At 38.0% G+C, this 13,091-nt stretch carries 14 protein-coding genes; 8 read left to right on the top strand and 6 right to left on the bottom strand.

The features are described from left to right. The coding region (locus AAGC65_RS20685) for a homoserine dehydrogenase (protein ID WP_343114362.1) at positions 1-870 on the top strand (870 nt) is incomplete at its 5' end. A gap of 48 nt (positions 871-918) precedes the next feature. On the opposite strand, the gene gpmA is transcribed toward AAGC65_RS20685, so the two are convergent. Beyond that, positions 919-1,608 carry a 2,3-diphosphoglycerate-dependent phosphoglycerate mutase gene (gene gpmA, locus AAGC65_RS20680; protein ID WP_343114361.1) on the bottom strand — a complete coding sequence of 230 codons (690 nt, stop codon included), beginning with the start codon at positions 1,606-1,608 and terminating at the stop codon, positions 919-921. A 106-nt stretch (positions 1,609-1,714) separates the two neighbouring features. Between gpmA and AAGC65_RS20675 the strand changes: the two genes are divergently transcribed. Together AAGC65_RS20675 and AAGC65_RS20670 are read left to right on the top strand one after the other, a co-directional pair. Next, positions 1,715-2,305: an acetate uptake transporter gene (locus tag AAGC65_RS20675; protein ID WP_343114360.1), complete on the top strand. Its 591-nt coding sequence runs from the start codon at positions 1,715-1,717 to the stop codon at positions 2,303-2,305. Positions 2,306-2,341: 36 nt separating this feature from the next. After that, entirely contained in the window at positions 2,342-2,725 is a 384-nt protein-coding gene (locus tag AAGC65_RS20670) for an SRPBCC domain-containing protein (protein ID WP_343114359.1), read from the top strand. A 91-nt stretch (positions 2,726-2,816) separates the two neighbouring features. Here AAGC65_RS20670 and AAGC65_RS20665 read toward each other — a convergent pair whose 3' ends face one another. The 5 genes from AAGC65_RS20665 to AAGC65_RS20645 all read right to left on the bottom strand — a co-directional run bounded on the left by AAGC65_RS20665 (position 2,817) and on the right by AAGC65_RS20645 (position 6,893). Continuing rightward, positions 2,817-4,193 (bottom strand): OmpA family protein, encoded by a 1,377-nt coding sequence (locus AAGC65_RS20665; RefSeq protein WP_343114358.1) that lies wholly within the window; start codon positions 4,191-4,193, stop codon positions 2,817-2,819. A 469-nt stretch (positions 4,194-4,662) separates the two neighbouring features. After that, entirely contained in the window at positions 4,663-5,496 is an 834-nt protein-coding gene (locus AAGC65_RS20660) for a maleylpyruvate isomerase N-terminal domain-containing protein (protein ID WP_343114357.1), read from the bottom strand. A 24-nt stretch (positions 5,497-5,520) separates the two neighbouring features. Further along, on the bottom strand, positions 5,521-5,952 hold the full coding sequence (locus AAGC65_RS20655) for an OsmC family protein (protein WP_343114356.1): 432 nt from the start codon (positions 5,950-5,952) through the stop codon (positions 5,521-5,523). Positions 5,953-6,054: 102 nt separating this feature from the next. Next, entirely contained in the window at positions 6,055-6,459 is a 405-nt protein-coding gene (locus AAGC65_RS20650) for a DUF3052 family protein (protein ID WP_343114355.1), read from the bottom strand. Continuing rightward, positions 6,456-6,893, bottom strand: coding sequence for a DinB family protein (locus AAGC65_RS20645; protein ID WP_343114354.1), 438 nt, complete (start codon positions 6,891-6,893; stop codon positions 6,456-6,458). Before AAGC65_RS20645 ends, AAGC65_RS20650 begins: the two co-directional genes overlap by 4 nt. An 85-nt stretch (positions 6,894-6,978) precedes the next feature. On the opposite strand from AAGC65_RS20645, the gene AAGC65_RS20640 reads away from it, so the two are divergent. The 5 genes from AAGC65_RS20640 (at position 6,979) to AAGC65_RS20620 (ending at position 12,916) form a co-directional block, all read left to right on the top strand. After that, positions 6,979-8,217, top strand: a complete 1,239-nt coding sequence (locus tag AAGC65_RS20640) for a nucleoside recognition domain-containing protein (protein WP_343114353.1) — start codon at positions 6,979-6,981, stop codon at positions 8,215-8,217. Positions 8,218-8,430: 213 nt separating this feature from the next. Beyond that, entirely contained in the window at positions 8,431-9,063 is a 633-nt protein-coding gene (locus AAGC65_RS20635; protein ID WP_343114352.1) for a sigma-70 family RNA polymerase sigma factor, read from the top strand. Beyond that, positions 9,060-10,379, top strand: a complete 1,320-nt coding sequence (locus tag AAGC65_RS20630; RefSeq protein ID WP_343114351.1) for a hypothetical protein — start codon at positions 9,060-9,062, stop codon at positions 10,377-10,379. The genes AAGC65_RS20635 and AAGC65_RS20630 overlap by 4 nt, the downstream gene beginning before the upstream one ends. 281 nt (positions 10,380-10,660) lie before the next feature. Further along, positions 10,661-11,485 (top strand): glycosyltransferase family 2 protein, encoded by an 825-nt coding sequence (locus tag AAGC65_RS20625; protein ID WP_343114350.1) that lies wholly within the window; start codon positions 10,661-10,663, stop codon positions 11,483-11,485. 15 nt (positions 11,486-11,500) lie between these two features. Next, positions 11,501-12,916, top strand: a complete 1,416-nt coding sequence (locus AAGC65_RS20620) for an oligosaccharide flippase family protein (RefSeq protein WP_343114349.1) — start codon at positions 11,501-11,503, stop codon at positions 12,914-12,916. Positions 12,917-13,091: the final 175 nt, after the last annotated feature.

Here is a 13,091-nt window from a genome sequence, read left to right as displayed (position 1 = left end):
GTTTGTGGCAGTATCCCTATTATCCGTAACCTGGAAGAGTATTATGATAACGAATTGTTGCATTCGATAAGCGGTATTTTTAACGGTTCATCAAACTACATTCTATCTAAAGGCTTTATTGAAGGCCTTGATTATGATAGCGCACTTAAACAAGCCCAGGACCTTGGCTTTGCCGAAACCGACCCTACCAGCGACGTTGGTGGTTTTGATGCCAAATACAAGTTGGTAATTGCCGCCGCGCACGCTTATGGCGTAATTGTGAAACCGGAGGAAGTATTTAACCTCGGAATACAAAACCTTGGCGCACAAGATCTGCAATACGCCCGCGAAAAAAATCTTAAAATAAAATTGGTTCCGGTAGCTAAAGAGCTGGACGAACGAAATGTAGCTTTATTTGTACTACCCAAATTTGTAAACGAAACAGAGTTTCTATATAATGTAGAGTATGAGTACAATGGCGTAACGGTACAAGCTGCTTTTGCTGATCAGCAATTCTTTTTTGGTAAGGGAGCCGGAGGCCACCCTACCGGATCTGCGGTATTATCTGATATAGCGGCCCTGCGTTACAACTATCAGTACGAGTATAAAAAAGCTAAGGAAAAAACAGATCTTAACTTCACTAATAACATTGAGTTAAATATTTACCTGCGTTATGACGACGAAACCTTAGTTGAAGAATTAGGTTTTGAGCACATTCACGAACGCTATTATTCTGGTAACTATAAATTTGTTATCGGAAAAATAAACTTACAAAATCTGATCGATAACCAACACCGTATATCTGAAAGTAGGGCATTCATTGCTTTTGCCGACCAGCTAACGGGGGTCAGCCTGGCATCGGCATCAAAGCAAGCAGCCGAAGTTTTATAAATATTTTGTTGTTAAAAAGGCTCCTTTCAGGAGCCTTTTTTATTATTACTAATCCAGGTAATAATGCCTGATGCGATTAAGCCCATGATCAAGCTCGTATACCCAGGGTGTGGCCGTAGGTATTTCCAATTTAGTTACCTCTTCATCACTCAGGCAATCAATATACTTTATTAACGAACGTAGGCTATTGCCATGCGCTACTACTATTACTTTTTGATTGCGACGCATAGCTTTAACTATCCTTTCGTTCCAGAACGGCAGTACCCTATCCATTGTCTCGCTCAGGTTTTCGGTAAGTGGCAGTTCACGATCCGTCAGATGTTGGTAACGGAGATCATGACCGGGATAACGCGGGTCCGTTTTAGTTATAGCAGGTGGATGTTCGTTAGGATCACGGCGCCATTTCTGTACCTGCTCGGCTCCATATTTGGCAATGGCATCATCTTTATTCATACCCTGTAAGTCGCCATAAAAACGTTCATTCAAACGCCATGATTTTTCAACCGGTATCCATAAATGATCAAGTTCCTCCAACACTAAATGGAGAGTTTTAATAGATCTTTTTAAATAAGAAGTAAATCCGACATCAAAATTATAGCCATTCTTATTTAATATCTGGCCAGCCTTTTTAGCTTGTAAATATCCGTTTTCCGACAGATCTACATCTTCCCATCCGGTAAAGCGATTTTCCAGGTTCCAAATACTTTCGCCGTGGCGTATCAATACTATTTTTTGCATAGGTATTTACTTAACATAAAAATAGTGGTTGGGTTCTGAAAATTTGGTTAATATTTATAAATCAATTAGATTGCTTTTATAAACCAATTACAAACTTATACCTACCATGATCCCAACAACACCTGTACCTGCAAAGGATGGCACCGCCAACCCTGCCCCTCTTGGCCTTTGCGCCTTTGGCATGACCACTGTATTATTAAATATTCACAACGCCGGCTTTTTTGAATTAAACACCATGATATTGGCTATGGGTATATTTTATGGTGGATTGGCCCAGGTTATAGCCGGCATTATTGAAGCTAAAAAGAACAATACCTTCGGCCTAACCGCCTTTACTTCCTATGGTTTTTTCTGGCTTTCATTAGCGGGTTTACTTATTATGCCCAAATTGGGTTGGGGTGCCGCACCCTCTGAAGGGGCAATGTGCGCTTATTTAGGTATTTGGGGCATATTTACCTTGCTGTTATTTTTTGGAACCTTAAAGCTTAACCGCGCGCTGCAATTTGTTTTTGCCTCATTAACCATTTTATTCTTCTTGTTAGTAGCTGGTGACGCCACCGGCAATAGCAGCATCAAACATTTGGCCGGATATGAAGGTATAATATGCGGAGCATCAGCGATATACGCTGGCATAGCCAATGTATTAAATGAAGTGTACGGCCGGGTTGTATTACCTTTAGGCCCTGTGAATGTTTAATTTAAAAGCTACAATTAATTCTGCTAAATTGCGCTGGTGAAAGATTTTAAAAAATATTACTATATACCGGCCACGCCAGAGGAAATCTATATGGCGATAACCAACCCTGTTACCATACAATTATGGACGGGCGAAGTGGCAGAGATGTCTACGGAGCCGGGATCTGAATTTTCAATGTGGGAAGGCAGCATTACCGGCAAAAACCTGGAGTTTGAACTCAATAAAAAAATAGTACAGCAATGGTATTTTGACGGCCAGTCTGATAATTCTATTGTAACCATTAAACTCCATCCGGATAAAAAAGGCACATCTGTTGAATTAAGACATACTAACATACCTGATGCTGATTTTGATGATATGGTTGAAGGCTGGAACAGTACCTATATGGGTGGCCTGATTGACTTTTTTGAAGGCGAATAAAATATTCTATGCTTGTGTAATAAGAAAAGCCGCTCATAAAATATGAGCGGCTTTTGATTTATACAGACTTTCCTTTGGGGAAATCTTACTATTAATATAAGGTAAACTCAACCCTGCGGTTTGCCTGACGGCCAGCAGCGGTTTTGTTAGTGGCAATTGGTTGATTTTGACCATAACCTGTAGCTTCAATTCTTGATGCGTTAGCACCTTTGCTTACCAGGTAAGATTTGATTGATTCCGCACGATCTTTTGATAATCTCATGTTTAAATCTTTTGAGCCTGTATTATCTGTGTGACCTGCCAGTTTAAGGCTGAAGTTTTTCTTAATCAATAATTCAGCGACCCTATCTAAACTTGGTAACGAGTGATCACGGATGGTTGATTTACCTAAATCAAACTCCAGGTTCTTGATCGCGTCTTTAACAACTTTCTTGTCTTCCTCAGTTACATATATAACCGGCTTAGCAAGCGGGCAACCAGAACCATCCACCTTAGTTCCTGAAGGTGTGTTAGGACACTTATCGTTTACATCAACAACGCCATCACCGTCGCTGTCTGTTGTTAATTTAGCAAGGTTTGCATTAGTAGTATTCAGATCATTTCTTAATTGTTCGTTTCTGGCTTTTTCAGCATCGATTTCTTGTTGCAATAAAGTTTTTGTTCGTTGATTTTCCCACATATATTCTTTACGCATAGATGATACCGGGTTATGCGTTGCCATTTGCGGCTTTTTGCGGCTGCCTAAGGCAAATTCTAAACCAATGTGAGCATAAGAAAACCTATCGTTTGTTGTACCGTAATTATATCCGTCAAAATTGTCTGATTGTACAAAGTTAACCGAGTAACCCAGATCAAGGTTCACTCCCGGTGCAAGATCGAATTTCAAGCCAAGGCCAACCGGAATAAATACCTCATTGATAGAAGCCTTTTCACCTGCTTTAAAATTTACTTCCTGCCCATCCGGAGTAGTGATTTTAGGCGTATAGTTCATAGTACCGGCACCTACCGTTAAATAAGGCTGAATAAATGGTTTATCATGGCGCCAGTTAATATTGGCCAACGTAATATTAGCACTTAATGCCGCCGACCAATTAATGTTTGTAGTGTACTGCGTATAAACCGGGTTGCCATTTATATCGGGCTGGCTATTATTTGATTTTACTTTTCCCCTCAAGAAATCAGCCTGTATACCTAATGATGGTAATATTTGATTTTTAATGTAAGCTCCATAGCCCAATTGTTCAGTAGGGTTTTTAAAATCCTGTTTGCCGTTTGTTCCAAATATAGTATAAGGAGTTAACATGCCTCCGTGAACACCTACAGACCAGGTACGCAGCTGGCTGCCGCCTGAAAAGGGTTTTACATAATCAGTACCGGTAGCTGTAGAATCAGGGGTTTGAGCGAATAGTTTACCACCTATCACAAGTCCTGATAGTAGTAGTGTGGCTTTTTTAAAATTTGATTTCATATCGTTCTGTTTTAAGTATAGGTTTACTGTTCAGTAAACCATACCCCTCAATGGCAACATTAATGCCATCAGAACTATTGAAAAATTTATCTCTGTGTTAGAATATCATCAATTAAAATTGAAATAACCCTAAAAAATCAAGCCTAATTAACTGATACCCCATCATTTAAAGAGCCTCATTTAAGAGATACAAGATCTGTGATAGACCAATGATTATTATTTAATACTAACTTTTCGTACCAAATGGTTAATGAGTTAAAAACAGTACAGTTTGTATTAAAATATATAATATGCTATTATTTCAACAAATGCATGATTAACTATAAATAAATCTATATCTATAGTAGACTCTATTAGAAAATGAAATTTAGATGAAATTTGAAGGTAAATAAACTTTTATTCAAATTGAATAATCAGAATTAAACCGAAGCGTAGATATTATTATTAATTATTATAATACTATATAAACCTAAGCCATAACGGAAACCATATTAAATATAGGTTCTCCTAATTTAATATTACCAGTTATTTTGGAGTTATTCATAGCAAATTCAGGTGAAATGCCTTTTGTAAATAGTTTCCAGGCTATATCAGGGTTTATTGTTATCTCACAATCTGACTGCTTATTTTTATCAGCTTTTAGAACCCACTTATTACCATCTTTCTGAAGATACCAATTTCCGCCACCATCCCCAGAAATTACAATTTCAATCAGCGTATCTTCCTGAGCAACTACGTTACGATAAGTATGGGGCAGAGCGCACATAAAAGTAGCTATACACGGATAAAACAACTCGCGATGCATTATTCCCTGTTTATTTACAGCCTCCCTTATTTGCTGCTGGTGATGCCATTTTTCAGTGTATTCGCGGGCTACATGAAACCAGTTTAACGATTGCTCCTCTCCTGCCCAGGCTACGGAAAACCGAGCAGTTTCAAACATATTTAACGAAGCAATATATTCGCTATACTGCTTACCTGTTACCTGTAACAATTGGGTGAGCATTTGAGGACTCACCCTTTTCATAGATTTTACCCAGGTGGCATTCAATTCATTGAGGTAATTAACCAGGTCCTGATAAGAATTTATATCGGGCAGACCTTCGTTAGCAAATTGATGCTTGGATGATAAAGCGCGCACATTACCGTCTAAAAGATGGGCGGCAATATCTTTTACGTTCCATAATTGGGCTAATGTGGGCTTACCCCAATCGTCTGGTGATAATGACTTGAGCAAATCAATAAGCATCTGATCCAATACAGGAAAAAGATGCACCGTTTGAATTGGAATTTCGTTGCTCACTGAAAATTTAATTGTTAAGCCTGTTTATTGGGCTGGGTGTACAAAAACTTTTGATTTTATATCAGCACCAGCTTTACCTAATGTGGCAGCAACCGAGCAATATTTATTTAATGAGAGTTCTACCGCGCGGGCAGCTTTATCTTCATCAATATCGCCGTATAAATGAAATTCGATATCAACGTCATGCCATAAAGATGGTTCTTTACCGGCTTCACGTTCACCGCTAACTATCATTTTATAATCAATCACTTCCTGGCGCTGTTTTTTCAAAATACTGATCACGTCAATGGCCGAACATCCGGCTAAGCCCATTAAAAGCATTTGCATGGGGCGTACACCAAAATTATCACCTCCGCTTTCAGGGCTGCTATCCATTTTTACAATATGACCATAGGCGTCTTCTGCTTCAAACCCGAAATCACCATGTACACGTTTTAATTCTATTTTATTTGGCATATTAGATATATTATATTGCTAAGTTATGGATTTGTACGCGCTTAGTAAAATACCAATGTATGCTTTGTGTAGTTTTTAGTAAAAATGATATTACCTAAATTATTACCTGTCTTTTACCGGAATAACAAGCTTTAAACCCGACCATATTTCATCAACATCACAAACTTTCACATCCACCAGGCCTATTTTAAGAGCCAGATCCCTGATAACATCCTCAGTAACATCCGAATGCGCCTTTGATGCTTTTTTTGGCCATGAAACCCATATCATACCATTAGACTTTATTTGATTTTTGAGTAAAGGCAACATAGACAACAGTTCATCTTTTTTTGCTGTAAAAAAGTGTACCAGATCTATTTCTGCTCCATGATCCTCAAAATATAATTCTGATGGCAGGTCTGTAAATAACTGAAAATAATAATCGGGCGCATTAATCAACTTGATCCTTAATCCGGTTTTAATTCCGAGTTTCTTTGCCAGTGAAGTTCCTGAATATCCTATGGTCATTGTTTAATCTGATTTATATGATGCTTTAAATGCCCTAAATAATCATTCACTAACCACGTTACCGATTGCAGATTGGGTTCAATTTTACTATTATCACAACGGGCTTCTAATCTGTTTAATGGATAGTTTGTCAAAACTTTAATTATCTGTTTGTTAATCAGAGTCCAAAGATCAATTATGTCGCCAATATCACTTTCCTGATAATTTTGCACAGTTACCCAAGTCTCCTGCTCATATGTTAATCTGAAGTTTTCTTCATAGGTACATCTGATAAAACGTTGCAAGTTAATCATGGCGCTGTCTATCAAATGACCAACAATTTCCTTATTTGACCATTTGCCAGGTAATGGTTTTATATCCCAATCAATAGCCTGCAATCTTTTGGCCTGAAATTCATTAATAATTTCATTAAGTTGTAATATAAAGGTGTCCATGATAAAGTTGCTTAAATAGTATTTAAAGATTGTTATTTCATATTAAATTCCAAAACCATTAACTTCAGCGCCTTAAACATAACTGATGGCCCTTAATTATATCTGGATAGCCTTTTTTGTAATTGCCTTTATAGTATCCCTTATAAAACTCGTTTTTTTTGGAGATGCAGAGGCTTTTAAGCTATTAGTTGAAGGCATTTTCAGCTCATCAAAATCATCGGTTATGGACATAGCTCTACCTTTGGTAGGCTCTATGGCATTTTGGCTGGGTATTTTAAATATTGGCGAAAAAGCCGGCGCCATCAATTTTTTATCGCGCATAGTTGGCCCTTTCTTTAGCCGTTTATTTCCGGAAGTACCTAAAGACCATCCTGCCACAGGGCAAATGATGATGAATTTCTCGGCCAATTTACTCGGGCTTGATAATGCTGCTACTCCTCTGGGGTTAAAAGCTATGGGGAGTCTGCAGGAATTAAATAAGGATAAGGATAGCGCTTCAAATGCGCAGATCATGTTCCTGGTATTGCATACATCCGGCTTACAGTTACTACCCGTAACCATTATAGCGCAAAGGGCCATACTGGGTGCTGCGGATCCGGCCGACGTTTTTATACCCTGTATTATTGCTACATACGTAGCTACCGTAGTAGGCCTTATAGCGGTAGCCATTAAACAAAAAATAAACCTGTTTGATAAGGTTGTTATTGCCTGGCTTGGTGGAGTCACATCTTTTATAGCATTAGTAGTATGGTATTTTACCACCCACTTAACAAAACAGCAAATTGGCACCGTTTCGTCGGTTGTAAGCAACCTCATGCTTTTTAGCATCCCGGTGATATTCATTTTAGGTGGATTACTAAAAAAGGTTAATGTATTTGAGGTGTTTGTTGAAGGTGCTAAAAGCGGTTTTGAGACTTCAGTAAAAATAATTCCGTACCTGGTGGCCATGCTTGTTGGTATAAGTGTATTCAGAAGCTGCGGCGCGCTTGACTATATGAATGAAGGCTTACGCTGGATTTGTGTACGATTAAATTTAGATTCGCGCTTTGTTGATGCCATGCCGGTAGCCTATCTTAAACCTTTAAGCGGCTCTGGGTCAAAAGCCATGATGATAACCACCATGCAAACTTTTGGGGTTGATAAATTTGCGGGGCGCCTGGCTTGTATATTTAATGGTTCGGCCGATACTACTTTTTATATTGTAGCTCTTTACTTTGGTTCGGTAGGTATTAAAAAATCTCGTTATGCCATACCTGCCGGCTTAATGGCCGATCTGGCAGGTGTAGTAGCCGCCATATTTGTGGCTTATTTATTCTTTGGGTAAGTAGCTTACTTCAATACTATTAAGCTTTAAAAATTACTTATTTACTTAATACTATTTTACACTCAAATTGTATTAATCAATTGTTACTTTTGCTGTAATAATTCCGAAGCTTTTTAAATATTAAAAAAAATCAAGCAACGCAGGCAACCTTTTATTATTGTGTAACGTGATAGCTATAAATAAAAGTAACATTTAACCCATTATACCCCTTATATGGGAGAAGCGGAACTACAAAAACTTATTGCAGGCTGTTTGCAACAAAACAGAAAAGATCAAAAAATGCTGTATAAAGCATTTTATGGCTTTGCTATGAGTATATGTTTGCGCTACGCTGGTAATAGGTATGAGGCTGCTGAGATCATGAACCAGGGATTTTTAAAAGTGTTCACGAATTTACACAAGTACGATACAGATCGTCCGTTTATTGCATGGGTGGGCCGTATTATGATGAATACCTCTGTAGATTATTACAGAAGTAATCTGAAATTATCGCTTAATGACGATCTGGACGCGGCCGAAGACATAGGGCATAATGAATTACCTGATCAGAAATTGAATTATGATGATCTGTTAGGTATGATACAGCAATTGCCCAACGCCTACCGTACTGTATTTAACTTATTTGCTATTGAAGGGTTCTCGCATGATGAAATTGCTGCCCAGCTGGGTATCAGCACGGGTACATCAAAATCAAACCTGTTTAAAGCGAGAGAAAAACTAAAAGCAATGGTGCTTAATTCAGGCCGGTTACCGGATAGCTCTTCTGAAGACGCCAGGCATAAAATTGTAAGTATAGGTGCTATTAGCATTGGAATATCATATTTGATTGAATTAATATTGAGATGAAGGAAAAGAACGAAAATAAATTAGATCAGCTATTCAAAGACGGTTTATCCGGCTCTGAAGATCATATTGCTTTTCGTGAGGAGGATTGGGCTGCTATGGAACGCTTGCTGGATAATAAACCCAGTAAAAAAGCGGTCATCATGAGGAGAATTTATTATGCATCAGGTATAGCTGCCATTTTATTACTTGCTATTGGAATATTTTTCTTCACAAAAAACAACACAGAAGATAAATCACAAGATAAGTTATACGGTAAAAATAAAACCGAGACTAATAAGATACCTACTCAGGGAGATAATGACCATTCCGGTCGGCCGCTCAAAGATTCTGTTCCGGAGCTTAAAGCTGGCAGTGAAAGTTTAGGGGGAAGTAGCGTGCATGGTCAGCAAAGCAAAAAGGAAACCCCATCTTTACCAGCCGACCGGAATGGCCATTATTTACCGGGTACTGTAAATCAAAACATTAAGCCATCATTAATAGCTAAAACTACTAAGGATAGTGCTAACAACGGTAATAATGCGGTGGTTAGTCAGGATAATAAAGTAGTTGAACCAACAAACATTTCACCGGCTGCCAGTCAATCACAAAACAATATAGCTGCAAATCAACAACCGGATACCACAGCTACTACAAGCAACCCGGCAGACCCGTTGCAACAAGTTAAGAAAGATAAGCCTTCTATTAAACCGATATTAAAGCGTGGTGGTCCGCGGCTTACATTAAGTATATTGGCGGCACCTGATCTTAATGCTGTTAATTCTTTCAGCAATAACCAGGTAGGTACCAATCTCGGTTTCCAGTTAGGTATACAGTTATCTAAAAAATTCAGTATATCAACCGGAGCTTCTTATGCCATTAAGCCATATCAGGCTACCGCCAGCCAGTACAATTCTGTAAGCTGGCAAGGCAGGCCAGCTTCAAGCTTGCCAAGCTACGTATCGGCTAATTGTAAGGTTTTAGATATACCGGTCAACCTAAACTACCGTTTTTATTCAAAAGGGAGAGATGCCTTTGCATTAGGTACCGGCTTATCATCATACATCATGTTGCGTGAAAACTATCACTTTGATTTTGCCGATGGCAGTGGTACACCTTCATATGATATACAGATCAATAACCGCAACCAGCATATACTTGGTGTGTTAAACCTTAATGCTACGTATGAACGCAGAATAAATTCAAAATTCAGTACCGTGGTGCAACCTTATATGAAATTACCGCTTACGGGTATTGGAACCGGTCGTGTTGACCTGAGATCAACTGGTGTAGCTCTTGGCATCACCTGGAATATTACCCCGGGAACAAGACCTAAATAATGGCTCAAAACTCATAAAACAGGTTGTCTGTTTAGATTGGAAAACATCTACAAAAAAGGCTCAAACATTTTAAGTAATGTTTGAGCCTTTTTTAATAAGCCTTAATTTAAAATTCCCATTCTGATTATCAGCACTACTCTATTAAATAATTAAATAAAAAGGCAAAACTTTTTATCTGCTGGCAACCCTTTCCAATAAAGTAACGATATAATATATAGATACACGAATGAAAGGCCGTTACTGAATGTTGGTTTTGGCCTTAACGACAAAAATTAATTCATATGGTACCTGTTTCTGTTGTTATCATTACTAAAAACGAAGCCGAAATGATTAGCCGTAGCATTACGATGCTAAAGCAGATCACTGATGATATTATTGTAGTTGATAACGGCAGCACTGACCAAACGTTAGATATTACCCAGGCGAATGGTTGCCGCGTGTATCAAAAAAACTGGGATGGTTATGGCGCTAATAAAAATAAAGGCATAGCACTTGCACGGTACAACTGGATACTGAGCATTGATGCCGATGAAATACCAGATTCTGCCTTACTATCATCAATAGCCGATTTAAAACTTGATGACAGTAACACCGTTTATGATATTCCCTTTAAAGCATATTACGGAGATAAACCAATAAATTTTGGCATCTGGGGCCGCGACCATCATATCAGGTTATTTAATCGTAAACATGTTAAATGGTCAGAAACCCCGGTACACGAAGCCCTGATACTTCCGCAAAACATCTGTGTAAAAAAATTGAAGGGTCATCTGCATCACTACTCAGTTAAAAACGTTCAGGAGCACGAAGCTAAAATAACTCATTATGCACAGCTTAGTGCTTTAAAATATTTGCAGAGTGGTAAAAAAGCCAGCTTCATAAAATTGTACATTGCCCCTGTATTTCACTTTATAAAAACTTATGTGTTTTTACTGGGTTTTTTAGATGGAAAAGAAGGCTTAAACATTGCTAAAATGGCATTAAAAAATACCTGGTTAAAATATCACTATCTTAATAAAGCTCAGCATACGCCTAATATAGAAAGCTATACGCATGAAATACCTGTACTGAAGTATGAACTCAAGGCAGATACTCATGCCGAATAAAGCCTGGCCCTATTCATGAAAAAAAAGCTGATACAAAATCTTTCGGCTAATACCCTGCAATTAGTGATTAACCAATTGTTTGGGGTTCTCATGTTTTATGTACTGTCTGTAAATCTTGATAAAGGAAGCTTCGGGCTTATTAACCTCGCTTTAACAGTTGCTTTTACCGCATTTAATATCCTTTCTTTTGGAATAGATCAAACAGTGGTTAAAAAAGTGGCCAATGGCGATGATGCCGGTTCTGTATTATCAATTTACTTGTTCCATGTAATTTTTGCCGGCCTTTTGTTTTATGGCATCGTACTGCTCAGCAAAGCATTTTTCGTTAATAATGAGATCTTTTACCGGTTAATATTATTTATTGGCTTAGGTAAACTGATGATCTTTTTCTCGACCCCGCTTAAGCAAGTATCTGGAGGGATGGAAAAGTTCAGGCTGCTGGCCTGCATGCTTATTGTATCTAACGTAGTCAGAGGTTCAGCCTTATTTATACTGAGTTTTTTGCATGTGATCAGCATTGATAATATCATGTGGGTATTTATCGCAGGTGATATGCTGGAGCTAACAGTTTCCATATACCTGTTTAATAAATATATTGGTATACCTATAAAGCCGATATGGGATAAAAGAGAATATATATCATTGATAAGGCAATCTATTCCTCAAATTGGTGTCGTCCTTATTACCTCAGCCCTGGCCAGGTTTGACTGGCTTTTTATCGGTTTTATGGTTTCGGCCGTAAAGCTTGCCGAATATAGCTTCGCTTATAAAGTATTTGAAATTTCAACGCTTCCGTTAATGGCTATTGGGCCACTTTTAATCCCTAAATTCACTAAGCTTTTAAAAACCGATAATTATAACAGGGATAACTTAAAACTGATTATAAGGATAGAAATGATCATTGCCTCCTTCACCATATTAATGTTAAATATGTGCTGGAACCCCATTATAGATATGCTCACAGGAAATAAATACGGAACCATAAATACGCATACTATATTTATATTATCCTTGTGCTTACCGTTTCTTTATATTATGAACCTTTTCTGGACTATTTTTTTTGTTCAAAACAGGTTAAAGATGATCCTTCAGATATTCATGGTTACTTTTGGCGTCAACATTATTGGCGATCTGATACTTATCCCCATATTTAAAAATGAAGGAGCAGCCGTAGCATTTTTACTATCCTGCCTTGTACAGACCATTTTGTTTATCACGAAGAATAAGATCAGTGAATTAACCAGTTCATTTTTTACTCTGCCAATATGTATTTTTTGCGCTCTCGGAAGTTATTTTTTGGCCAAGGCACTTTTTCAAAACCCCTGGCTTGCCATTTTGATGTCCTGTATATTTTTCTTCACCGGCCTGTTGCTAACCCTGCAAATAAAAACAGGCGATCATAAAAATCTCCGCAGAATTTTAAGTTCATGAAATAATAATAATTGCCAATTTATTCAGGCAACCAATCCGGTTTTTAGGTCGTAATGACTGTATAGAAACCCGGAGAATGTTAGCCAGAGTCACCGCTTTTTACACAAATAAAGTTAAGGATAAGATAGATTGGAAACTGCTTACCTTTCTGCTGTTATTTTTAAATGTAAAGCTG

The sequence above is a fragment of the Mucilaginibacter sp. genome (assembly GCF_039207105.1).
Taxonomy (GTDB): Bacteria; Bacteroidota; Bacteroidia; order Sphingobacteriales; family Sphingobacteriaceae; genus Mucilaginibacter.
The sequence above is the reverse complement of the archived record's forward strand: the minus strand, read 5'-3'. Positions and strand labels throughout refer to the sequence as shown.

Coding starts and splice junctions, on each gene's coding strand:
- AAGC65_RS20645 (WP_343114354.1), bottom strand. CDS start 6,893: ATGGACACCTTTATATTACAACTTAATGAAATTATTAATGAATTTCAG.
- AAGC65_RS20640 (WP_343114353.1), top strand. CDS start 6,979: ATGGCCCTTAATTATATCTGGATAGCCTTTTTTGTAATTGCCTTTATA.
- AAGC65_RS20635 (WP_343114352.1), top strand. CDS start 8,431: ATGGGAGAAGCGGAACTACAAAAACTTATTGCAGGCTGTTTGCAACAA.
- AAGC65_RS20620 (WP_343114349.1), top strand. CDS start 11,501: ATGAAAAAAAAGCTGATACAAAATCTTTCGGCTAATACCCTGCAATTA.
- AAGC65_RS20675 (WP_343114360.1), top strand. CDS start 1,715: ATGATCCCAACAACACCTGTACCTGCAAAGGATGGCACCGCCAACCCT.
- gpmA (WP_343114361.1), bottom strand. CDS start 1,608: ATGCAAAAAATAGTATTGATACGCCACGGCGAAAGTATTTGGAACCTG.
- AAGC65_RS20630 (WP_343114351.1), top strand. CDS start 9,060: ATGAAGGAAAAGAACGAAAATAAATTAGATCAGCTATTCAAAGACGGT.
- AAGC65_RS20625 (WP_343114350.1), top strand. CDS start 10,661: ATGGTACCTGTTTCTGTTGTTATCATTACTAAAAACGAAGCCGAAATG.
- AAGC65_RS20665 (WP_343114358.1), bottom strand. CDS start 4,193: ATGAAATCAAATTTTAAAAAAGCCACACTACTACTATCAGGACTTGTG.
- AAGC65_RS20655 (WP_343114356.1), bottom strand. CDS start 5,952: ATGCCAAATAAAATAGAATTAAAACGTGTACATGGTGATTTCGGGTTT.
- AAGC65_RS20650 (WP_343114355.1), bottom strand. CDS start 6,459: ATGACCATAGGATATTCAGGAACTTCACTGGCAAAGAAACTCGGAATT.